This window comes from Janthinobacterium sp. GMG1 (genome assembly GCF_034427795.1).
Lineage (GTDB): Bacteria > Pseudomonadota > Gammaproteobacteria > Burkholderiales > Burkholderiaceae_D > Janthinobacterium.
Genome location: NZ_JAXQNT010000004.1, coordinates 614697 through 637591, shown reverse-complemented (window position 1 = coordinate 637591; position 22895 = coordinate 614697). Strand labels below are relative to the sequence as shown.

Annotated in this window: 24 protein-coding genes; 13 read left to right on the top strand and 11 right to left on the bottom strand. The window is 60.9% G+C overall.

All coding sequences use genetic code 11. The features are described from left to right. Positions 1–300 precede the first annotated feature (300 nt). From SJI03_RS14825 to SJI03_RS14815, 3 genes are all read left to right on the top strand, one after another. Entirely contained in the window at positions 301–1593 is a 1293-nt protein-coding gene (locus tag SJI03_RS14825; RefSeq protein WP_099379008.1) for a sensor histidine kinase, read from the top strand. Between the two features lie 68 nt (positions 1594–1661). Then, positions 1662–2420 carry a LytR/AlgR family response regulator transcription factor gene (locus SJI03_RS14820; protein ID WP_035825940.1) on the top strand — a complete coding sequence of 253 codons (759 nt, stop codon included), beginning with the start codon at positions 1662–1664 and terminating at the stop codon, positions 2418–2420. A 151-nt stretch (positions 2421–2571) separates the two neighbouring features. Next, positions 2572–3762, top strand: a complete 1191-nt coding sequence (locus SJI03_RS14815) for a PAS domain-containing sensor histidine kinase (protein WP_322427677.1) — start codon at positions 2572–2574, stop codon at positions 3760–3762. A 46-nt stretch (positions 3763–3808) separates the two neighbouring features. Here the strand turns inward: SJI03_RS14815 and SJI03_RS14810 are convergent, their stop codons facing one another. From SJI03_RS14810 to SJI03_RS14800, 3 genes are all read right to left on the bottom strand, one after another. Further along, the gene (locus SJI03_RS14810; protein ID WP_046682561.1) at positions 3809–4756 is read right to left on the bottom strand and encodes a porin; all 948 of its coding nucleotides are present in this window, start codon (positions 4754–4756) and stop codon (positions 3809–3811) included. Positions 4757–4950: 194 nt separating this feature from the next. Then, positions 4951–5601 (bottom strand): class I SAM-dependent methyltransferase, encoded by a 651-nt coding sequence (locus SJI03_RS14805; protein WP_099379006.1) that lies wholly within the window; start codon positions 5599–5601, stop codon positions 4951–4953. A gap of 61 nt (positions 5602–5662) precedes the next feature. Next, positions 5663–6604: a CysB family HTH-type transcriptional regulator gene (locus SJI03_RS14800; protein WP_034751505.1), complete on the bottom strand. Its 942-nt coding sequence runs from the start codon at positions 6602–6604 to the stop codon at positions 5663–5665. A 160-nt stretch (positions 6605–6764) separates the two neighbouring features. On the opposite strand from SJI03_RS14800, the gene SJI03_RS14795 reads away from it, so the two are divergent. The 8 genes from SJI03_RS14795 to SJI03_RS14760 all read left to right on the top strand — a co-directional run bounded on the left by SJI03_RS14795 (position 6765) and on the right by SJI03_RS14760 (position 14530). Further along, complete coding sequence (locus SJI03_RS14795; protein WP_034782225.1) at positions 6765–7538, top strand: sulfite exporter TauE/SafE family protein; 774 nt, start codon at positions 6765–6767, stop codon at positions 7536–7538. 81 nt (positions 7539–7619) lie between these two features. Beyond that, on the top strand, positions 7620–9308 hold the full coding sequence (locus tag SJI03_RS14790; protein ID WP_322427676.1) for a nitrite/sulfite reductase: 1689 nt from the start codon (positions 7620–7622) through the stop codon (positions 9306–9308). Further along, on the top strand, positions 9301–9861 hold the full coding sequence (locus tag SJI03_RS14785; protein ID WP_219312948.1) for a DUF934 domain-containing protein: 561 nt from the start codon (positions 9301–9303) through the stop codon (positions 9859–9861). The genes SJI03_RS14790 and SJI03_RS14785 overlap by 8 nt, the downstream gene beginning before the upstream one ends. Positions 9862–9870: 9 nt before the next feature. Continuing rightward, positions 9871–10587, top strand: a complete 717-nt coding sequence (locus SJI03_RS14780; RefSeq protein WP_099379003.1) for a phosphoadenylyl-sulfate reductase — start codon at positions 9871–9873, stop codon at positions 10585–10587. Positions 10588–10627: 40 nt separating this feature from the next. Then, positions 10628–11539, top strand: a complete 912-nt coding sequence (gene cysD, locus SJI03_RS14775; protein ID WP_034782216.1) for a sulfate adenylyltransferase subunit CysD — start codon at positions 10628–10630, stop codon at positions 11537–11539. Continuing rightward, on the top strand, positions 11539–12855 hold the full coding sequence (locus tag SJI03_RS14770; protein WP_099379002.1) for a sulfate adenylyltransferase subunit 1: 1317 nt from the start codon (positions 11539–11541) through the stop codon (positions 12853–12855). Before cysD ends, SJI03_RS14770 begins: the two co-directional genes overlap by 1 nt. 28 nt (positions 12856–12883) lie before the next feature. Further along, a complete protein-coding gene (gene cobA / locus SJI03_RS14765) occupies positions 12884–13648 on the top strand; it encodes a uroporphyrinogen-III C-methyltransferase (protein WP_322427675.1) in 765 nt (254 codons plus the stop codon). 231 nt (positions 13649–13879) lie between these two features. Then, positions 13880–14530 carry a hypothetical protein gene (locus SJI03_RS14760; protein ID WP_322427674.1) on the top strand — a complete coding sequence of 217 codons (651 nt, stop codon included), beginning with the start codon at positions 13880–13882 and terminating at the stop codon, positions 14528–14530. On the opposite strand, the gene SJI03_RS14755 is transcribed toward SJI03_RS14760, so the two are convergent. From SJI03_RS14755 to lptF, 4 genes are read right to left on the bottom strand one after another with little or no spacing between them, the layout of a single operon-like run. Continuing rightward, positions 14527–15495, bottom strand: coding sequence for a stealth family protein (locus tag SJI03_RS14755; protein WP_322427673.1), 969 nt, complete (start codon positions 15493–15495; stop codon positions 14527–14529). The two genes, SJI03_RS14760 and SJI03_RS14755, sit on opposite strands and share 4 nt — an antisense overlap. Then, complete coding sequence (locus SJI03_RS14750) at positions 15492–15899, bottom strand: CbiX/SirB N-terminal domain-containing protein (RefSeq protein ID WP_322427672.1); 408 nt, start codon at positions 15897–15899, stop codon at positions 15492–15494. The genes SJI03_RS14755 and SJI03_RS14750 overlap by 4 nt, the downstream gene beginning before the upstream one ends. Continuing rightward, a complete protein-coding gene (lptG, locus tag SJI03_RS14745; protein ID WP_099378997.1) occupies positions 15899–17068 on the bottom strand; it encodes an LPS export ABC transporter permease LptG in 1170 nt (389 codons plus the stop codon). Before lptG ends, SJI03_RS14750 begins: the two co-directional genes overlap by 1 nt. Next, positions 17065–18210: an LPS export ABC transporter permease LptF gene (gene lptF, locus SJI03_RS14740; RefSeq protein WP_099378996.1), complete on the bottom strand. Its 1146-nt coding sequence runs from the start codon at positions 18208–18210 to the stop codon at positions 17065–17067. Before lptF ends, lptG begins: the two co-directional genes overlap by 4 nt. 67 nt (positions 18211–18277) lie before the next feature. Between lptF and SJI03_RS14735 the strand changes: the two genes are divergently transcribed. Then, positions 18278–19771, top strand: a complete 1494-nt coding sequence (locus tag SJI03_RS14735) for a leucyl aminopeptidase (RefSeq protein ID WP_322427671.1) — start codon at positions 18278–18280, stop codon at positions 19769–19771. Positions 19772–19870: 99 nt separating this feature from the next. On the opposite strand, the gene SJI03_RS14730 is transcribed toward SJI03_RS14735, so the two are convergent. Genes SJI03_RS14730 through SJI03_RS14715 form a run of 4 tightly spaced genes read right to left on the bottom strand, consistent with a single transcriptional unit; the run spans position 19871 to position 21480 of the window. Beyond that, positions 19871–20395, bottom strand: a complete 525-nt coding sequence (locus SJI03_RS14730; RefSeq protein ID WP_322427670.1) for a hypothetical protein — start codon at positions 20393–20395, stop codon at positions 19871–19873. An 11-nt stretch (positions 20396–20406) separates the two neighbouring features. Beyond that, positions 20407–20877: a CreA family protein gene (locus tag SJI03_RS14725; protein ID WP_058049645.1), complete on the bottom strand. Its 471-nt coding sequence runs from the start codon at positions 20875–20877 to the stop codon at positions 20407–20409. 32 nt (positions 20878–20909) lie between these two features. Beyond that, positions 20910–21098 (bottom strand): DUF1653 domain-containing protein, encoded by a 189-nt coding sequence (locus SJI03_RS14720; protein WP_034782199.1) that lies wholly within the window; start codon positions 21096–21098, stop codon positions 20910–20912. 10 nt (positions 21099–21108) lie between these two features. Then, entirely contained in the window at positions 21109–21480 is a 372-nt protein-coding gene (locus SJI03_RS14715; RefSeq protein ID WP_034751548.1) for a hypothetical protein, read from the bottom strand. Between the two features lie 569 nt (positions 21481–22049). On the opposite strand from SJI03_RS14715, the gene xth reads away from it, so the two are divergent. Continuing rightward, positions 22050–22814, top strand: a complete 765-nt coding sequence (gene xth / locus SJI03_RS14710; RefSeq protein WP_322427669.1) for an exodeoxyribonuclease III — start codon at positions 22050–22052, stop codon at positions 22812–22814. Positions 22815–22895 lie beyond the last annotated feature (81 nt).

The window sequence follows — 22895 nt, the reverse complement described above, 5'->3', positions numbered from 1 at the left end:
ATTTGCAGCATTTCGTCAACCTTCTTTTTCCACCCTGCTTTACTCTGCATTTGCATGCGTCGTTCAGCGAGGGGGCGAATTATAGCCCCGCCCCGCCCACCCCGCAAGGGCTATTTTCCCGCCCTCGCCGCCCAGCAAGCATAGTCTTCACTTCAAGCGCCTTTTTGTGCAGCCTGTCGCAATCGGCTGGCGTAGTTCGTGGTCTTTAGGCACAGTGGCAACATCAGACTCTGACGCTACTCAACAAGGGGTTAAACTTGCCCGCTGCGTCGATTAACTCTTGTACTTGAAAGTGCCACCATGCTTCCGATTTCCAGCCTGCCCCAATTGTTGAAAACCATCCTTGCTTGGTTGCAACGGGCATTCGACGCGACGACGACCTGGGTCACCCAACTGTCCTGGTGGAAATTTTTCCTGTTCGCTGCACTGGCCCTGATCGCCGGTTCCATTTTGCAAGATGAGCTTTTCTCGTCCAGCCCGAACGAAGAAGTGGTCATCAAGTCGCATAAACGCAGCAGCAAGGGCTCGGGCGAGACCAATATCCTGATCGACGATACGGGCATCCATTTCAATCCCCGCAGCAGCAAGAACCGCCGTAGCAGCGCGGCCGATGCCGCCAGCGATCCGGCTGATGCCGCCGAGGCGGACGCACAGGCCAGTACCGTGCCGCCGGAACCACCCGAGCCACCTGCCGCCCCTGCCAAACCCAGCTACCCAGTAACGACGAATGCCTCGGGCGAAGAAGTCCACATCGAACTGCCGCCGCAAATCGGCGAAGAGTTGTCGAATGCCATCGAAGAAGCGGTCGATGATGCGGCAGAACAAAAAGTGTCGCGCTATCACCAGCAAGCCTCGACCTGGTTCAAGAGCTTTGTGTCCCTTCTGGTACTGGCCCTGTTCGCCATGAAAGCCCTGGTCGGCGGCAAGAAACGGGCGGAGGCGGAAACCGTCACGGCAAATGAAGCGGCCGAACGGGAATCCATGCAGCGCCAGCTCAGCGAAGCGAAGATGCAGATGATGCAGGCGCAAGTCGAGCCGCACTTCCTGTTCAACACGCTTGCCTCCGTCGAACACCTGATCCAGGTCGATCCGCCACGCGCGGCCAAGATGCAGCGCAGCCTGATCCAGTATTTGCGCGCCGTACTGCCGCAAATGCGCGACAACGCCCTGATTACCAACCTGGGCCGTGAAGCGGACATGGTGCAAGCGTATTTGAATCTGCTGAAAATGCGCATGGAAGAACGCCTGACCGTCGACTTCCAGATTCCCGACGGCCTGCGCAGCGCCGCCTTCCCGCCCATGATGCTGCAATCGATGGTGGAAAATGCCATCAAGCACGGCCTGGAAGTCAAACCGGAGGGAGGCACCCTGCGCATCGTGGCCGAAGTGGCGCACAGCAAGCTGCGCGTCACGGTGACCGATGATGGCCTCGGCTTTGGCGTGGTGCCCAGCGATGGCACGGGCCTCGGTTTGCCCACCATCCGTGAGCGCCTGAAGCTGCTGCATGGTGACGAGGGCAGCCTGACCATTACGCCAAATCAACCGTCCGGCGTGTGCGCCGTGATCGAAGTGCCATATCAATTGTCCAAATAAGACAGAGTAGTTGATAAAAACGCTAAATCATTGAATAATCAATCTTCGCCTGTTCACACTTGAGACCTATGCCTACCGCTATTATTGCCGACGACGAAAGACTGATGCGCGACCAGCTGCGCCTGCGCCTGGGCCAAGCCTGGCCTGAACTGGAAATCATCGGCGAAGCCAAGAATGGCGACGAAGCGATCGAACTGGTGGAGCAACTCAAGCCGGACTTTGCCTTCCTCGATATCCGCATGCCGGGCAAGACGGGCATGGAAGCGGCGCAAGTGATCGGTGGCAAGACGCATATCGTCTTCGTCACGGCCTACGATAGCCACGCCGTCGAAGCCTTCGAGCGGGGCGCCGTCGACTATGTGCTCAAGCCACCCGAGCATGAGCGCTTGCTGGTCACCGTGGAGCGCCTGAAAACGCATTTGAACAAGCCGGCCCTGGACGTCAACAGCAGCGTCACGGCCATGCTGTCGCAACTGGCGGAAAAAATCACGGCCAAGCCCACCTATTTGCAATGGATACAGGCCAGCATCGGCCAGGACTTGCGCATGATCCCCGTGGAAGAGATCCTGTTCTTCCGTTCCGACGAGAAATACACCTGCGTGCAGACGGCCAAGTATGAGGCGCTGATCCGCAAGCCCGTGCGCGACCTGGCAGAAGAGCTCGATCCTTCGCTGTTCTGGCAAATCCACCGCGCCACCCTGGTCAACGTGAATGCCATCGAAGGCGTGACGCGCGATATCCGCGGCCGCCACCTGGTGCTCATCAAGGGCAAGTCCGACAAGCTCGAAGTGAGCCGCAGTTTCTTGCACCTGTTCAAGCAAATGTAAGCCTCCCGCCGCCGCCCGGCCCAGGCCGGCGCGGCGCTTGCCCCTCTTCTTTCCCCTTCCTGCGCCACATCAAGCCACGCCATCCCAACAGGCATAGGCTACATCAAGTCCTGTCTTGCCTGCCTTCGTTCACGTTCGCAAGGAGAATCCCATGCCTGACCGAGGCAGTTCCACACTGCTGCGCATCCTGCCGCTCGGCATGGCGGCAGCGCTTTTGCTGTGCTTGTTTCCTCCGCTGAAAGCCCGCCGGCAACGGCAGGCGCGTGGCCAGGCCATCATCGACAGCGCCAGCGACGCCATCATCAGCATCGACAGCGGGCAAATCATCCTGCACGCGAACGCGGCGGCAGCCAGATTGTTCGACGACACGCCGGCCGGCATGCGCGGCATGCGCCTGGGCCACTACATCCTGCGCGATTTGCGTACCCTGGGCGGCCTGGGCACGCACGAGGGCGATCCGCCGTTTGGCGACATCGGCCAGGAACTGCGCCTGACGGGCCGGCGCGCCACCGACTACACCCTGACGGGCCGGCGCAGCGATGGCGTCATGTTCCCCCTCGAAGGCTCGCTTTCGGCCATGCAGGAAGACGGCCATAGCGTGTTTACCATCATCGTGCGCGACATCAGCGCGCGCCAGCAGATGCATGAACAACTGGCCCGCTCCTTTTCGCAACTGCGCGAATTGTCGAGCGCGCTGCAATCGATCCGCGAAGAAGAGCGCAAGCATATCGCGCGTGAACTGCATGATGATCTGGGGCAATTGCTGGCCACCTTGCGCGTCGACCTGACTCTGGTGCGCCAGCACACGGACACCACCGCGTCCCTGCAAGCGTTGTTGCACAACATGGATGGCTTGCTGGTGACGGCCATCACCTCATTGCGGCGCATCGCCAGCAACCTGCGTCCGCGCGCGCTCGATGAAGGGGGCTTGTATTTTGCGCTGCAAAAACTGCGCCACGACTTCCTGCTGCGCCGCGCCATCCATTTCGACTTGCTGGCCGACGAAGCCGACCTCGTGCTCGACGATGCGCGCAGCACGGCCATCTACCGCATCGTGCAGGAAGCGCTGACGAACATCGCGCGCCATGCCGAGGCCAGCCACATCACCATCGCCCTGCACCGCATCGATTCCTCGCTGGCCATCACCATCCAGGATGATGGTCGCGGGATTGCCGAGCACGATCTGGAAAAAGCCACGGCCCTGGGCTTGCTGGGCATGCGCGAGCGGGTGTGGGGCTTGAATGGCAGCATCCATATCGGCGCCGATAGCGAACTGGGCGGCACACGCATCGAAATCTCGCTGCCCATGCATGCGGAAGCGGCAGCAGCGGCGATGCAATAAAAAAGGCGCCCGCAGGCGCCTTCTACTTCGTCACATCGAATACTGCTTAGAACTTGTGTGCCAGACCGATCTGGTACGAGGTCAGCGACTTGACGCGCTCGCGGCCAGCGTAAGCGTACACGTCGGTACGCTTCGACAGGTGGTAGTCGTAACCAACGCCGAACTCCTTGATGGTGTCCTGATCCTTGAACTTGTTGTTGCTTTGCTCTTGCTTGCCATACGACACTTTGGCATCGCCGCCGCCAACCGTGTAGTTCAGGCCGATCAGGTAGGACTTGAATTCGCCAGTCGTGGCAACCTTGGTGTCGCCTTTCGAGTAGGCGGCCGTGATCTTGGCCGGGCCGAATTTATAGCCGCCACCGATGGACCACAGGTCCGGCTTGGCGGCCGTTGCCGTTGCTTGCACGGCTTTTTCGTAGCCGGCGTGCAAGCTGATCGGGCCGTTGTCGTAAGTTGCCAGGCCGATCACGCCTGCGTCAGCGCTGTTGACTTCGCTCAGCACGTATTGCAGGCTGCCCACGAAACCTTCAAAGCTTGGGCTGTTGTAGGTCACGGCATTGTTGACGCGCGACGAGCCGACGCCCGAACGCAGCAGGGTTTCATTGTTCTTGCCGACCACGCCGTAGGTGTTGAAGGGATCGACGCGGGCGATGGTGCCATCGACCAGGTTCTTGGTGCGGCCCAGGATGGCGGTACCAAACGCGCCTTTCAAGCCCACGTAAGCTTGACGGTCGAACAACACGCCTTTTTGCGCGCCGGTGTCAGCCAGGAATTCACTTTCCAGGTTGAAAATTGCGGACAGGCCGCCACCCAGATCTTCCGTACCCTTGAAACCGAGGCGCGACGCGTTGTTTTCGCGTTGTACCGTCGGCTGGCCAGTGGTCTTGGCAATACCGAGGTCAACCAGGCCATACACGGTGACGTTCGATTGTGCTTGTGCCGTAGCTGCTGCGAAGGTGCCGATGATCAATGCTGCCAGAGTAATTTTTTTCACTTGAGATTCTCTACATTAGGTTGGACAAGTTGAGCTGCTGCTGAGCTGCTTAGCTGCTGAACCGAATCATGCCAACGAAATACTTCAACAATATGACATCGACAAGATGTTGTTTTTTTGCACAACATCGTGTCAGATAAAAACAACAGGCGAAAAAAAACCGCCCAAGGGCGGTTTATCTTGCCGTGCCGGCCTTATTTCAGGCGGCAACTCAGCAGCCAGTAGTATTCCAGGCGCTTCATGCGGATTTCACGGGCAGAGTGGGCAAACTTCTTGCGCAGGTGGCTATCCGATGGGAAATTCTTCAGCACTTCATAGCGCTCGCCCGCGTCCGTCGTGCGGAACTGGTGCGTATTGCCTTCCAGGTCGGTGCGCGCGATAACAGTGCTGCTGCCGTCGACATAGGAATTGTCGATCAGCACCAGCATGATGTCCTTGCCCAGCTTGCTGCGCAATTGCTTCAGGTATTTATCCTGGTCTTCGCGCTTGACGTGCGACCACCAGAAACCTGCGAACACGGCCGTAAACTTGCCCAGCAGATCATCGGGCAAGTTGAATGCGTCGAGCTTGGCGAATGTGACGTTGTCGGGCAAGCCGCGGGCCTGGGCCAGCGCCAGCATTTCATCGTTGATATCGGTGGCCAGCACGGACTCGGCCGATTCGGCGACCACTTCCGTCCAGTAACCCGTGCCGCAAGCCAGTTCCAGCACGGTGTGGCCTTCCAGCACATCGGCGACCTTGTCGCGCAACACTTCCAGGTCTTCCTGGCGTTCTGGCTTGTCATAGACGCGCTCATACTGCTGCGCGATGGTGGCGTAATATTTGGCAAGCTGATCGGTAATCATTGTTTCTTCTCTTCTTAAATAATCTTGGCCAGGCAACTCGCCCGGCCGACTTCCTGCATTGTTATAGTTCGTAGTGCTCTTTATCGCCGCTCATGGCCTGCTCTATGAGCTTGCGGTTCAGGGTCGGTGTCAGCAACTCGATAAAGGTATAAATATAGCTGCGCAAATACGCGCCTTGCTTGACGGCCACACGCGACACATTCATGCCGAACAGGTGGCCGACAGGGATGGCGCGCAAGCCTTTGTCGCGCTCGGCATCGAAGGCCATACCCGCTATGATACCAATCCCCATGCCCAACTCGACATAAGTCTTGATCACGTCCGCATCGATGGCTTCGAGCAAGATGTCCGGTTTCAGTCCGCGCAGCACGAAAGCGTGGTCGATCTTGTTGCGTCCGGCGAACGCGCTGTCATAGGTAATCAGGGGGAAAGCGGCGATTTCTTCCAGGGTCACGGACTTCGACTTGAGCAGCGGATGGTCGACCGGCACCACCACCACGTGCTCCCATTGATAGCATGGCAAGGTGATCAAGCCATCGATGGCGGCGATCGATTCCGTGGCAATGGCCAGGTCGGCCTGGTCACGCTGCACCATCTCGGCGATCTGGCGCGGATTTCCTTGCAGCAAAGACAATCTGACCTTCGGGAACTTCAGCATGAAGGCTTGCACCACCTTGGGCAAGGTGTAGCGGGCCTGCGTGTGCGTGGTGGCAATGGTAAAGCTGCCGCTGTCCTGGGCCGCGAATTCCTTGCCGATGCGTTTCATGCTGTCGATTTCCTGCATGATCAGCTCGACGGATTCCAGCACCAGGCGGCCCGGCTCCGTCAAGCCGCGGATGCGCTTGCCGTGGCGCGTAAAAATATCCACGCCCAGCTCTTCCTCCAGCTCGATGATGGCTTTCGATACGCCCGGTTGCGACGTAAACAAGGCCTTGGCGGCGTCCGTCAGGTTGTAATTCTGCCGGACCGCTTCGCGCACGAAGCGCAGTTGATGGAGATTCATTGCTGGTTTGCCCTAGATTGCCGTGATTTGCCGAGTTTCCGCCCCACCCATGATTTTGCGTTCATGCATATACGCATATCGCATATAAGCAAATGCGTACTAAGTAGTTTGGATTAAACCTTAAGTTTATTACTATTGCGGGTACTTTGGGGGTGCAAGCATGACTTTGTCTTATATAGTCTCAGGATTTGCCGTAGGATTACTCGTAGGAATGACCGGCGTGGGCGGCGGATCGCTGATGACGCCGCTGTTAACCCTGCTGTTTGGCGTGCCGCCTTCCGTGGCGGTGGGCACCGACCTGGCCTTCGCCTCGATCACCAAGAGCGCCGGCACCCTGACGCACCGCCTGCGCGGCACCATCCGCTGGGATATCGTCAAGCGCCTGTGCATCGGCGCCCTGCCCGCCGCCGTCATCGCGACCCTGGCGCTGAAGTCGTTCGGCACCCTGTCCCCGGAAATCGGCCAGATCATCCGTTACTCCATCGCCGGCTCCGTGCTGCTGACCGTCGTGGCGCTGATTTTCAAGGGCCGCATGCTGGCCTGGATCAATGCACACCCTGAGAAACAATTACAAGGCAACAAGCTTGCCGCCGCAACCATTATTTCCGGCGCCGTGCTGGGCGTGCTGGTGACGGTCTCGTCAATCGGCGCCGGCGCCATCGGCGCAACCTTGCTGGTGATGCTGTATCCACGCATGAGCTCCGCCGAAGTGGCGGGCACCGATATCGCCTACGCCGTGCCCCTGACGGCCATCGCCGCCCTGGGCCACTGGTGGCTCGGTTCCATCCACTGGGAATTGCTGGCCTCGCTGCTGGTCGGCTCCCTGCCCGGCATCACCCTGGGTTCCTGGGTCGCCCGCTCCGTGCCGGAAAAGTTTTTAAGAGTCCTGCTGGCGATGACCTTGACCGGCGTGGCAGTGAAGCTAATCTATTAATGACCGAACAAGTGACAAGAGCAGTATCAAGAACATAATCCCAGGCAATCTTCCAGCACCCCGGCTTTTTTAGGAATTGATATGTACCATTACGATCAGTACGACCACCTCATCATCAAAGAACGCATCGCCCAGTACCGAGACCAGGTTGCGCGCCGTATCGCCAATGAACTGACGGAAGAGGAATTCATTCCGCTGCGCCTGCAAAACGGCCTGTACATGCAACGCCACGCCTACATGCTGCGTATCGCCGTGCCGTACGGCTTGCTGTCGTCGACGCAGATGCGCATGTTCGCGCACATCGCGCGCAAGTACGACCGCGGCTATGGCCACTTCACGACGCGCCAGAACATCCAGTTCAACTGGATTGAGCTGGAACAGACGCCCGATATCCTGACCGATCTGGCATCCGTGGAAATGCACGCGATCCAGACGTCCGGCAACTGTATCCGTAATACAACATCGGACCCGTTCGCCGGCGTCGCGGCCGATGAAATCATCGATCCGCGCCCGTACGCGGAAGTGTTGCGCCAGTGGAGCACCTTCCACCCCGAGTTCATCGCCCTGCCGCGTAAATTCAAGGTCGCCATCAATGGCGCCGAGGAAGACCGCGCCGCCATCGCCGTGCACGACATCGGCTTGACGGCCGTGCGCAACGCCGCTGGCGAAGTCGGCTTCAAGGTGATGGCGGGCGGCGGCATGGGCCGCACGCCGATCCTGGGCAGCGTCGTGCGCGACTTCTTGCCGTGGCAGCATTTGCTGACCTACATCCAGGCCATCATGCGCGTGTACAACTTGCACGGCCGCCGCGACAACAAATACAAGGCGCGCATCAAGATCTTGCTGAAAGCCATCGGCGTGGAAGAATTCACGCGCCAGGTGGAAGCGGAATGGGTCGACTTGAAGGATGGTCCGGAAACATTGACGGCCGAGGAAATGCAGCGCGTGGCGGACTTCTTCAATCCACCTGCTTACCTGGCCCTGCCGGAACTCGACTACAAGGCGGAACACGCGGACAACAAGGCGTATGTGAACTGGCTGGCGCGCAACGTCAAGCCACACCAGCGCTCCGGCTACGTGGCCGTGGTGCTGTCCCTGAAGAAAACCGGCGTGCCTCCCGGCGACGCGACGGCCGAGCAGATCGACTTCGTGGCCGATCTTGCCGACCGCTACAGCTTTGGCGAACTGCGCGTGACGCACGAGCAAAACCTGGTGCTGGCCGACGTGGAACAGTCGAAACTGTTCAAACTGTGGCAGGAAGCCAAGGCGCACGGCCTGGCCACGCCGAACATCGGTTTGCTGACGGACATGATCTGCTGCCCCGGCGGCGATTTCTGCTCGCTGGCCAACGCCAAGTCCTTGCCGATCGCGGCCGCCATCGCGGAACGCTTCGACAGCATCGACTTCCAGCACGACATCGGCGAGATCGAACTGAACATTTCCGGCTGCATCAATGCCTGCGGCCATCATCACGTGGGCAGCATCGGCATCCTCGGCGTCGACAAGGATGGCAGCGAATGGTATCAAGTGTCGATTGGCGGCGCGCAAGGTAACAACGCGGCCATCGGCAAGATCATCGGACCATCGTTCTCTTCCCTGCAGATGCCTGAAGTCATCGGCCGCCTGCTGCACGTCTATGTGCGCGACCGCCATGAAGGCGAGCGCTTCGTCGATACGGCCCAGCGCCTGGGCCTGGCGCCGTTCAAGGAACACGTATATGCAACGCCGATCACCGTCGGCAACCTGGTGGGAGAAGACGAATATGTTTGAAGTACGCGAAGAAATCATCAAGAACGCCGCCGTGGTGCCGAATACCTGGGGCTTGCTGCGCCTCGATGAAACCGACACGCCGGAAACGGTGGTCGTGCCTGCAGGCAAGGTCATCGTGCCCCTGCCCGTATGGCAAGCCCAGCGCGAAACCCTGGCCGCCCGCCTGCCCGACATCGGCGTGTGGCTGGCCAGCGACGAACGCCCGGAAGAGTTGGCGGCTGATGTGGCGCAACTGCCCGTCATCGGCGTGGACTTCCCGAAATTCACGGATGGCCGCGGCTATTCCATCGCCTTCAACCTGCGCGCCCGCCTGGGTTTCCAGGGTGAATTGCGCGCCATCGGCGACGTGCTGCGCGACCAGCTGTTTTCGATGCACCGCGTCGGTTTCGATGCGTATGCCACTCGGCCGGACCGCAGCATCCATGACGCCCTGAAAGGGTTGTCGGTCTTTTCGGAAACCTACCAGGCTTCGTGGGATCAAAAATCGCCGCTGTTCCGCCGCCACCAGCGCGAAGGCCAGAATCCTGACCTCGACAATGCGGCCGGCATCTGAGGACCGATCATGAGCAATTTGACTTCTTTGATTGACGCCACCGAGCAAACGCTGACACGCATCGCCGCGGATTTTTCGCCGGCCGTGTTTGCGTCCAGCCTGGCAGCCGAAGACATGGTGCTGACCCACATGATACTCAAGGCAAAGCTGCCCATCGGCATCTTTTCCCTGGAAACAGGCCGGCTGCACCAGGAAACCCTGGCCGTGCTCGACAAGGTCAAGGCCCGTTACGACCACGACATCACCTTGTACCGCCCGCAGCCGGAAGCAGTCGCCGCCTACGTGGAACAGAACGGTCTCAATGCGTTCTACAACAGCGTCGAGATGCGCCGCGAATGCTGCCGCATCCGCAAGGTCGAACCGCTGGGCCGCGCCTTGGCCGGCAACAAGGCCTGGGTGACGGGACAGCGCCGCGCGCAGTCCACCACGCGCGCCGAATTGCACGTGCAGGAAGACGATGCGGCGCATGCGATGACGAAATTCAATCCGCTGGCCGACTGGTCGGAAGAAGACGTATGGGCCTACATCCGCGCCAACGACGTGCCCTACAACGCACTGCACGACCAGGGCTACCCGTCGATCGGCTGCGAACCGTGCACGCGGGCCGTCCAGCCAGGCGAAGATGTGCGCGCCGGACGCTGGTGGTGGGAAAACCCGGACTCCAAGGAATGCGGCCTGCACATGGTGGACGGTAAGTTGATACGCATCAAATCCGTGGCAGCCTGAACAGACATAACAGACTCAGCAGAACAAGAAAGCACCCCATATGAGCAATATTTTGAACCAGCGTCACCTCGACAGCCTTGAATCGGAAGCCATCCACATCATGCGCGAAGTGGCGGCCGAATCGGCCAACCCCGCGCTGCTGTTTTCGGGCGGCAAGGATTCCGTCGTCCTGCTGCGCCTGGCCGAAAAAGCCTTCCGCCCGGGCAAGTTTCCATTCCCCCTCGTGCATATCGACACGGGCCACAACTTCCCGGAAGTCATCACGTTCCGTGACAAGAAGGTGGCGGAACTGGGCGAACGCCTGATCGTCGGCTCCGTGGAAGACTCGATCAAGCGCGGCACCGTGCGCCTGCGCAACCCGGCCACGGATTCGCGCAATGCGGCCCAAGCCGTGACCTTGCTGGAAACCATCGCCGAACATGGCTTTGACGCCTGCATCGGTGGCGCGCGCCGCGATGAAGAAAAAGCCCGCGCCAAGGAACGCATCTTCTCGTTCCGCGACGAATTCGGCGCCTGGGACCCGAAAGCCCAGCGTCCGGAATTGTGGGACCTGTATAACACCCGCGTGCATCCCGGTGAAAACATGCGCGTCTTCCCCATCTCGAACTGGACCGAACTGGACGTGTGGCAATACATCGCCCGCGAGCAACTGGAATTGCCGCCGATCTACTTTGCGCACGAGCGCCAGGTGATCCCGCGCAACGGTTTATTGGTGCCGCTGACAGATTTGACGCCGCCGCGCGAGGGTGAAACGGTGGAAACGCAAGTCGTGCGCTTCCGCACGGTGGGCGATATTTCGTGTACCTGCCCCGTATCGTCCGATGCGGCCACGGTCGACGCCATCATCGCCGAGACGGCAATCACGCAAATCACGGAACGGGGCGCCACCCGCATGGATGACCAGACTTCCGAAGCCTCGATGGAAAAACGCAAGAAAGCAGGGTATTTCTAATGAACGCAGCACTCCAGAACACCAACCTCACCGACAGCGTCGAACGCGGCATGTTGCGTTTTATCACGGCCGGTTCCGTCGATGACGGCAAGAGCACCCTGATCGGCCGTTTGCTGTTCGACAGCAAGGGCATCTTTGCCGACCAGCTCGACGCCATGTCGCGCTCCAAGCACAAGCGCACGGTGGGCGACACGGTCGACCTGTCGCTGCTGACGGACGGCCTGGAAGCGGAACGCGAGCAAGGCATCACCATCGACGTTGCCTACCGCTACTTCGCCACGCCGAAACGCAAATTCATCATCGCCGATACGCCGGGCCACGAGCAATACACGCGCAATATGGTCACGGGCGCCTCCACCGCCGACGCCGTCATCATCCTGATCGACGTGTCGAAAGTCAAACTCGGCGACGATGGCAGCGTGGAACTGTTGATCCAGACCAAGCGCCATTCGACGATTGCCCACTTGCTGCAGATCGAGCACGTGGTTGTGGCCGTCAACAAGATGGACCTCGTCGACTACGATGAAACCGTGTATAACCGCATCGTCGCCGCCTACCGCGAATTCGCCCAGTCGCTGGGACTGAAGGACATCACGCCGATCCCCCTGTCGGCACTCACCGGCGACAACGTCGTCGAACGCGGCGACAAGCTGGGCTGGTACACGGGTCCGACTTTGATCGAGCTGCTTGAGTCCTTGTCCGTCTACGACGAATCGCACGACACGCCCTTCCGCTTTCCGGTGCAACTGGTGGCGCGCCACAACGGCCACGAAGCGAACGACTTCCGCGGCTACATGGGCCGCATCGAGGCGGGCAAGGTCAGCATCGGCGACACCCTCGTGGTGCAACCGTCGGGCCAGACGGCCACCGTCAAGGATATCGTCACCCTGGACGGCTCGCTGCCAACGGCCGTGGTGGGCCAGTCCGTGACCCTGCTGCTCAATGAATACCTCGATATCTCGCGCGGCGACTTGCTGGCCAGCAGCGAGCGCCCTGCCACCCTGCTGAAACAGGTTGTGGCCGACGTGTGCTGGCTGTCGGAAGACGCGCTGGACCTGCGCCGCAAATATTGGATCAAGCATGGCACGAAGCAGACGGCGGCCAAGGTGACGGCGATCGAATCGATCCTCGACATCAATACGCAGCAGCGCCATCCGGCCGAAGGCCTCAAGCTGAACGATATCGCCCGCATCAGCCTGAACGTGCAACAGGCGCTGGCGGCCGACGCGTATGCCGATATCCGCGCCACCGGTGCCTTCATCCTGATCGATGAAGTCACCCACCAAACGGTCGCGGCCGGCATGGTTCGACTCTAACCCCGCATAGTCCAGGAAAGGCAGCCATATGAACAGCTCCCCATCTCTCCCCGGCAAGGTCTACCTGGTCGGCGCCGGCCCCGGCGCGCAAGACCTGATGACCTTGCGCGGCGCGCGCCTGCTGGCGCAAGCGGACGTCGTGCTGCACGACGCGCTGGTCACCGAAGAGATGCTGGAGTTGTGCCCGCAGGCGCAGAAGATTCTGGTCGGCAAGCGCTGCGGCCAGCTGTCGACGGCGCAGGCCTTCATCAACAAGCAACTGGTCGACAACGCGCACAAGCACGCCATCGTCGTGCGCCTGAAAGGGGGCGACCCCATGCTGTTTGGCCGCGCCGACGAGGAACTGCGCGCGCTGGAAGAAGCGGGCATCGACGTGGAAGTGGTGCCAGGCATTACCACGGCCCTGGCAGCCGCGGCCGCCACGCAGCAGCCGCTGACCAAGCGGGGCGTGTCGCGCAGCGTCGCCTTCTTTACTTCCAGCACGGCGCCGGGAGAACCTGACCAGACGCGCATTCCCGACTGCGATACCCTGGTGCAATACATGGGCGGCCGCGAAGCCATCGCCACGGCGCAGCGCCTGCTGGCGCAGGGCCGCCGTGCCGACACCCCGGTGGTGGTCATCGAAAACTGCAGCCGCCCGGACCAGCGCATCGTGCGCCTGCCGCTGAGCGCCCTGGCGCATGGACTGGGCGACACCCAAGGCCCCGTGCTGGTGATGCTGGGCGACGCCATGGCCGCGCGCACGCACCAAGCCATCGCAGAACCGGTTGCCATTCTGGCGCGCCATGCTTGAATAAACACAGCGTATTTTACCGACTTTAAAGTCAGTAACCGACGTCTTCAGAAAAAACATGATACGATGCTCACGCATCTTTTCTCGAGAAGTTGTTGCGTGATAGCAATAAATTCACGCTTCGCCCCGCCATAGCGCTTGCCATGCGGTCTCTCGGCTGACCCTCCCCGAAAAAAGCTGCGCCCGCAGGCTGCAATACCGCGCCGCGCAACTTTAGCCTTACGATCACACATGAATTTCACCTCCATGCGCGAAGCCCTGACTTCGCTCAGCCGCAGCAATGTCGGCGTCGCCAGCGCTGTGCTGCTCAGCATGCTCGCCTCCATCGCCCTGTGGACGGTGTTTCCGAATATCGACGACGAAAACCATTTGCTGGAATGGCTGCAAGCGCTGTTCCTGGCCCTCGCTTGCACCGTGCACGGCGTGCGCGCCTGGCAAGAGACTGACCGGCAGTCGCTGCGTTTCCTCATGCATGCCGGCTTGTCTGCCCTGCTGTTTGGATTCCTGCTGCGCGAACTCGATATCGACCAGTTCGGCACTGCGCCCGCCTGGGCGCAGCTGGAAAAAGCCCTGCGCGTGGTGGAACTGCTGATATTGATACGCATACTGATCTTTTTCGCGCCGCGCGCGCGCAAGGTGTTTGCCCATGCCGGCCTGATTTTCAGCATGCGCATCACCATCCTGACGGCCATCGGCGGCTTGCTGATGGTTGCCGGCTGGCCGTTCGACAAAAAGGTCTTCCATGGCATGCCGGACGCCTATGCGCTGCTGGGTGAGGAAGTCTTCGAACTGGGCGCCTATCTGCTGCTGTTCCTCGCTTCGCTGTCCGACAGTTCGGCCGCCGCCCGCATCAGCCTGGCGCCGAAGAAGAAAGCCGCTTAAGCGCCTTCAAATGAAGATGGCAGCGGCAGCAGCCGCTGCAAGGTAGCGGCCACGCGCAGCAAACGCGGGTCGTCATCGTCGGCCTCGTCGCAGGTATCGTTGATACAGAAAAACGGCAAGCTGCCGAAACGCGCCGCCAGCTCCTCCAGCTGTTGCGGCGCCTGCACATCGCCGCTGGCGATATGCAGCGGGTCGAGCATGTGCGAGCGCGCCAGTCCCTGATGCACCATCCAGCGCGGCACCAGGTCGGGCAGCAACGCCGGCACCTGCCACGAACGGAACACCGTCGCGCGCACGCCGGCAAACATGGCCGGCGCCAGCCCTTCCAGTACCTGCAGCGCGCTTTTCAGCATGGGCCGCGGCGCATGCGCATACAGGTGCGGTTCATGCCTGTAATCGGCGTACTGCGCCGACAGCCATTGCCGCGACAAGGTGGCGCAATTGACAGGCGCCGCCACGTCGGCGCGCAAGTCCGGCAGGTCATCCTGCAGCCCACTCTCCGTGAAAACACTCAAACACCGGTCGCCTGCCCCGCCAAACCAGAATGTGGGCTCGAACGGCGCGCCGAAAAATACGTCGTCGTTCAGATACAGGAAGCATTCGGACAAGCCCGGAATATGGTGCAGATACGATTCGATATGGCCGGAATCAAACACCGGCAAGGATGCATCGGGCATCAGGCTCGCATGGTCGACCACCGTCAGGCGCGGTGAGGCGCGCAGCCAGTCGGGCACTTGCCGGTCCGTCAGCAGATAGATGTGGCCGTGGCCGGGGAAGAAGCGCTCGAGCGCGCGCAGGTTGTAGCGCAGTTCGCCGTTGTCGCGGTAGCGCCCCGCCACGTTGCCGTGCAGGGCCAGCTGGCCGGGATGCGCCTGCGCCCAGGCGGCATAGGCGTGCTGCCGGCGCGCGCGCCAGGCGGGATCGGCCCCGTCCACCCACAGGTAGACGATGTCGATGCCGCTCAAGGCAGAAGGCTGGAACCTGGCGCCGCCACGCAGTAATCGGCGATGGCGGCGAGCACGCTGGCGTTCTCGCCCACCGCCTCGACCACCTTCAGGCGCAGTGCCGGATGCTGCTGGCGCAGTTCTTCCAGCAGCAGCGGCAAGTCGCGCAGCACATGCCCGCCCTGTCCCAGGAACACGGGCACCACGGTAACGTCAAGGATGGCGCCGGCGGGCAGCTCGGCCAGCAGGGTCGCCACCAGTTCGGGCAGGCGCGGCGTCATCAGCTCCAGGAAGGCCAGGTGCACGCCGGTAGCAGGCATGCGTGCCTGGGTCAGGTCGCGCAGGCGCTCGAAGGGCGCGGCCCACGATGCGGCGCGCGCGCCGTGGGCAAACAGGACCAGCGCCTGCTTCACGTTCGCCTCCATCAGTGCCGCTCCACCCACCACAGGGCGCCCAGCGCCAGCAGCAGATACAGGGCACTCGGCGCCACCGCCGTCAGGAAGGCCGGCCAGGTGCTGAGCAGCCCCAGATGCGAGAACAGGGTGTTGACCAGCATGAAGCTCACGCCGATCATGATGCCGATGAAGATCTTCAGGCTGATGCCGCCGCTGCGCGTATGCATGTAGGCGAACGGCAGCGCCAGCGCCATCAGCACGAAAATGGCCAGCGGGTCGATCAGCTTTTTCCAGAAGGCGATGCGGAAACGCTCCGTCTCCTGCTTGTTCTCGGCCAGGTGGCGCGTGTACACGGCCAGTTCGCTGGCCGACATGCGCTCGGGATCGGACGCCGACACCGTCAGGATCTTCGGCGTCACTTCCGACGTCATGTCCTTGCTGGCGCTTTGCACCGTGTGCACCAGGCTCGTTTCCTGTCCATAGTAGTTCGCCAGCTTCGGCTCGAAGCCGGGCGAAGTGGCCGCGCTGTTCGAGAACGAGGTTTCCGTCACATCGGTCAGGCGCCAGATATTATTGCCCTGATATGTAGCCCCCTTGGCCACGGTCAAGGTGCGCAAGCGCATATCGGTGTCAAATTCATACAGCTTGACGTTTTTCAGCTGGCCGTCCGGACGCGCTTCGCCGACATTGAAAAAGCGCGAACCGGTGACGGTGCCCGTCAAGCCCTCGCTCTTGACCATGTCCTTGGTCCACAGGCCCGAGCGAAACTCGCTCGACACGGCCGCGCCGCGCGAGGTCAGCTTGAGGCGTTCGGCCAGCGGTTCCGTGCGCGGCGTGATCAACTCGCCGAAGATGAAGGTGATGACGACGAAGACGATACCGATGCGGAACAGGAAACCGGCCGCCATCGCCGTCGACATGCTCGATGCGCGCATGATGGTAAATTCGGAACTGGCGGCAAACTGCGCCATCGTATAAATGGTGCCGATCAGCGCCGCGATCGGCATCACCTCGTACACGTGTCCCGGCACCAGCACCAGCACGTACAGGAAGGCATACTGGATGGTGTAGCCGTTGCGCCCCACCTTGGGCAGCTCGCCCGTCAGGTCGATGAAGGCTTGCAGTGCCAAAAAGGCGAGCAGCACGAACAGCACCGCCTGGAATATCGAGACCGCAAAATAGCGCTGTAAAATCTTCATTTCGATGCCGCTTTACTTGTGTTGCCGGCGCGGCGTGCGCGCTTGAAAGCCGCCAGCAGGACCAGCGGATGATAGCGGTGGTTCACATTCAGGCGCCACGCAAACAGCGCCACCACGGCCAGCGCCGCCAGCAGGTGCAGCGGCCACCAGGCCAGGCCGAAAGTCAGGCGGCCCTGCTTCACGCTCGCTTCGATGACCTTGATCAGGTTGCTGTACGTAAAGAAAATCAGCAGGGCGATAATCAAATTGGTCGAACTGCCGGCACGCGGATTGACAAAGCCCAGCGGGATGGCCAGCAGGATCAGCATCAGGCCGATCAGGGGCGCGCTGACCCGCCACAGCAATTCAGCCATGGTGTAGGGATTCGGCTCGGCGATGAGCGCCATGGTGCTCATGGCGCGCACGCCCAGTTCCGCGCCCAGCTCCTGCTGCTTGCTCTCGATGCGCATGATGTACTGCTCGAATTCCATGGTCTGGAAGTCCGCTTGCGTCGGCACACCCTGGTAGCGGCGGCCGCTCTTGAGCACCAGGAAGCGTTCGCCCTTGGCGTCGGTATTGATCACGCCTTCCTTGGCGACGACGACGACGGCGCTGCCTTTTTCATCGACGGTATTGACGAAGACGTTTTGCACCACGGTCTTCTCCCCGCTGACGCCCTCGACGAAGAAGATGCGGTTGCTGCCGGCCGATTCGCGGAACTGGCCCGGCGTGACTTTCTGCAGGTCTTCGCGCTTCTCGAAGCGCGCCACATATTCATCGCTTTTCTTTTGCGCCCACGGCGTGGCGTACAGGCTCAGGACGCCGGTGGCCAGCACCAGCGGCAGGCCGAAGCTGAGCACGGGCCAGATCCAGCGCGACAGGCTCAGGCCGGAGGCGAACCACACCACCATCTCCGACTCCTTGTAGCTGCGGGTAACGACCATCAGCACCGAGATGAAACCGGTGAGGATGAGGATGGTGGGCAGCTGCATCAGGGCGGAAAAAACCATCAGCGACATGACGTCGGACGACGCGATCTTGCCGCCCGCCGCCTTGCCGAGAATACCGATCAGCATCCAGGTGAGCAGGATGCTGAACAAAACTGTGAAGGTGGCCCCGGCGGCACTAGCCAATTCACGTCGAAGGGCGCGTTGAAAGATCATTCGGAGTTTATAATTCGGGTCAGTTAGTTGAGTAACACGTTACTAGTAAATGAAAACGGAGAACCAAATGGACTTTAGCATAAAAGCATTCGATACCAAGAGCACCCTCGGCACGGCCAAAAGCGGATGCATCGCGGTTGCGGTATTCGAAAACAAAAAACTGTCGCCAGCGGCAAAATCGCTGGACAGCAAGGGTGCGATTTCGGCTGCGCTGAAGTCCGGCGACATCAGCGGCAAGCCTGGCAGCACTTTGCTGCTGCGCGCAGTCGATGGCGTCGCCGCCGAACGTGTTCTGCTGGTAGGCATGGGCAGCGATGACACTGTCAGCGAAAAAAGCTTCACGACCGGCGTACAAGCCGCACTGAAGGCCTTCGGCTCGCTGGGCGCTGCGGACGCCATTATCGCATTACCGCTGGCTGAAGTGAAAGAGCGCGACGTAAATTGGGCAATCCGTTGCGTGGTGCAAGCCGCCCACGACAGCGAATACCGCTGCGACTCGCAAAAAAGCAAAAAAGATCCGGCGCCTGCAGGCGTGCGCAAGATCGTCCTGGCAGCGCCGGCGACAAGCGCCACGCGCGGCGCGCTGGCGCAAGCCATCGCCATCGCCAACGGTTCCGACCTGACGCGCAACCTGGGCGACCTGCCGGCGAACGTCGCCAATCCGACCTACCTGGCCAACACGGCCAAGCAGCTGGCCAAGGATTACAAGTTCGAAGTCGAAGTGCTGGACCGCAAACAGCTCGAAGCGCTGAAAATGGGCAGCTTCCTGTCCGTCACCAACGGCAGCGAGCAACCGCCGAAGTTCATCGTCCTGAAACACATGGGCGGCAAGGCCAAGGATGCTCCGGTGGTCCTGGTCGGCAAGGGCATCACCTTCGACACGGGCGGCATTTCGATCAAGGCCGGTCCTGGCATGGATGAAATGAAGTACGACATGTGCGGCGCCGCCTCGGTGCTGGGCACCTTCCGCGCCATCGGCGAAATGAACCTGAAGCTGAACGTCATCGGCGTCATCGCCGCGTGCGAAAACATGCCGTCGGGCCGCGCCACCAAGCCGGGCGACATCGTCACCTCCATGAACGGCCTGACCATCGAAGTGCTGAACACGGACGCCGAAGGCCGTCTGGTGCTGTGCGACGCGCTGACCTACGCCGAACGCTTCAAGCCGGCAGCCGTGGTCGATATCGCCACCCTGACGGGCGCTTGCGTCGTGGCCCTGGGCCACCACAACAGCGGCCTGTTTACGCGCAGCGATGCGGCGCATGACCAGCTGGCCAATGAATTGCTGGCAGCGGGCAAACAGTCGAGCGACACGGCATGGCGCATGCCGATCGAAGAGGCGTACAACGAGCAGCTGAAGTCGAACTTCGCCGACCTGGCCAACATCGGCACGCCAGGCGGCGGTTCGGTGACGGCAGCGGCCTTCCTGGAAAACTTCACCAAGAAGTACACCTGGGCGCATCTGGACATCGCCGGCACGGCATGGAAGTCGGGCGGATCGAAGGGCGCGACCGGTCGTCCAGTTCCCCTGCTGACCACGTTCCTGATCAACCGCGTGTAAGTTGACGCCTGCCGGTAGCGCTGCGCTACCGGCATCGTCAGGCACAAAAAACCGCCAGGTCTTGCGACCATGGCGGTTTTTTTATGCGTGGCTTCTTAATCAGTAGACGACGGGATTGGGCAAAGGCGATGGCGCCACCTTCGGCTGCACCACCGTTTCCGGCACGGCGGCCGCGGGCGGCGCTGGCATCGGCGCGGGCGGCGGCACCAGGCGCGCGGGGTCTTGCATGACGATGGTCAGAATCGATGGGTAATCGAAGCCGGCGCCCGTGTTGCGGTCGACGAAATAGCCGACGCCCAGGGTCAGGATGACATTGCCCCAGACGCTGCCATTGAGCTTGGGGTCGATATGGTCGTCCGTCGCGATGGCGGGCGAACCGTGCTTGCGGCAGTCAACCTTCAACGGTTCCTGGCTCTTGCGGATGGTGATGCGTCCGGGCGTGGTGACGAACCACTTGCCCACGTCGTTGCTGAGGATGCAGCCGGCGCCCGTCAGCTCGCGGTTATCCTGGATGGTTTGCACCAGCACCATCTGCTCGGTGTTGCCCGTCAGGGTGGCGCAGCCGCCCAGGCCAAACAGCAGCAGCGTCCTGGCGGCAAGGGCAGCAGACGATGGCAGGCGCATGGGACGCTCGATTAACGGACGGGAATCGGCTGGTCGCCGGGCACGGCGACGGCGGTGACGCTGTTTTTTGGGCTGCCATCGATCAGGCGGTCGGAATACACGAGGTAGACCAGCGCATTGCGCTTGCTGTCGACCATGCGCACGACGCGCACGTGCTTGAAGAAGATCGAGGCACGCTCGGTAAACACTTCTTCCTGGCGTGGCAGCTTGCCCTTGAATTGCAGCGGCCCCACCTGGCGGCACGCCACGGCCGCATCGGCCTTGTCTTCGGCCAGGCCGACGGCGCCCTTGATGCCGCCCGTCTTGGCGCGCGACAGATAGCAGCTGACGCCGGCGACACGCGGGTCGTCATACGCTTCGACGACGATCTTGTGGTCAGGGCCGATCAGTTTGAACACCGTGTCGACCGAACCGATGGTTTCGGCGTGCGCCGCGGCGCAGGCAAAGCCCAGCACCAGAGCGGCAGGCAGCAATTTACGCATGAAAGAATCCCGGGCACGCACGCAGGCGGCCATCAGTTGATGGGAGCGAAACGCTGGACCATGACGCCTTCGACTTCGATCAGTTGAAAGAACACGTCTTTCGGCCGGGTCCAGATGGAACCGTCGGCGGCGCGATACACGATCATCGGCGTCAGATCCGCTTCCAGCGTGGCTTCGCACACCAGTTCATAAATGCCGCCCTTGTAGTGCCGATAACGCATCGCCGTCCCCTCAAGCCGTAGAATCTTCGCTCTTGTCGTCGGCCAGTGCCTTCTGCTTCTGCTTCAGGCCCTGGATCACTTTCAGTATGCCTTCCATGCCGGCCGCGCCATCGGCGCCGCTGAAGGCGTCGAGCACCTCATTGAGCACCTTGTTGCGCACGGTCGCTTCATCGGAGGACATTTCCAGCGCGCGCTGGGCTTTCGCCGCCTTTTCGGCCGCGCTCACGCGCGGCTTGGCAGCCGTCTTGCCATGCGTCAGAGCAGCCTGCCAGATAACCCAGCGGCGCTGGGTCTCGAAAATCAGGTACTCATCCGGTTTGTCTTCTCTTCGCCGCACAATGTGGCCGTCACGCTGCGCCCACGCTTCAAATGCAGTTCGCATTTTCTTCCTTTGCAAATGCTACGCGCAAGTCTCACTATTAAAACTGCAACATTTCAAAATAGTACCATCTATTGATGTCGTAAAACAGTCTCATAGATATAGTACTGCAATTTATATAACAAGTCTGGCGGCGCCAGGGACGGAATTGACGCTCCGTCCCCGGCACAGTGGTCATGTAATCGGAATAGCAATTACAACTAATTACAACTGCTTCCTGTTCGGTTCTTAACTTGGCTGTAACAAAGCCGTATGACACAGTTGTTACACGGTGCCATTTTAGTAGTTTTTATCGCGTTTTAGCGAGAAACTTTACACCTTTGTCGCGTTAAACGGCGGGACGCATCCTGCCGCGCCAGCCACTTATGCCAAATCAAACATAGGGGTTGATCAATGATACACAAAAACATAATATTCATGCGCCACGATTGGTTAAGTATAAATACTTTATTTGTACTCTTTTTCCCGGCCAGTCAATAAAGCCCCTACCCGGCAAGCGGCGCAAGACGTCATCGACACGCATGCGGTAAGATTCGCGCCTATCGCCACCCATTCAAGCAAGGATTTTTCCCATGAAACTCGCCACCTGGAACGTCAACTCGCTCAAAGTGCGCCTGCCGCAAGTGCTGCAGTGGCTGACAGACAACCCGGTCGACATACTCTGCCTGCAAGAGACCAAACTCACGGATGACAAGTTCCCCGTCGCCGAGATCGAGGCGGCCGGCTACCAGGTGGTCTTCAGCGGCCAGAAAACGTATAACGGCGTGGCCATCCTGTCGAAGCTGCCGATCACCGACGTGGTCAGGAACAACCCGCGCTATGAAGATGCGCAGCAGCGCATCCTGGCCGCCACCATCGGTGGCGTGCGCGTCGTCTGCGCCTATGTGCCGAACGGCCAGAGCGTCGATTCGGACAAATATGAATACAAGCTGGGCTGGCTGGCCGCCCTGCACGACTGGCTGGCCGAAGAAGCGCAGCAGCACCCGCAACTGGCCGTCGTCGGCGACTACAATATCGCGCCCGACGATCGCGACGTGCACGATCCCGTCGCCTGGGAAGGCCAGGTACTGGTCTCGGACAAGGAACGCGCCGCCTTGCAGCGCCTGTTCGACATCGGCCTGACGGACGCCTTCCGCCTGTTCGAGCAGGCCGACAAATCGTTCAGCTGGTGGGATTACCGCCAGCTGGGCTTCCGCCTGAACAAGGGCCTGCGCATCGACCATATCCTGCTCTCGCCCGCCCTCGCCGGCCGCTGCACGGCGTGCGTGATCGACCGCGTGCCCCGCAAGTGGGAACAGCCGTCCGACCATGCACCTGTCGTGGCCACTATCGACTGACCGATACGGGCATCATCGACAGGGGACCACTTGCAACTGGCAACAGCCGTCCGACCATGCACCGGTGGTGGCAACGATCGA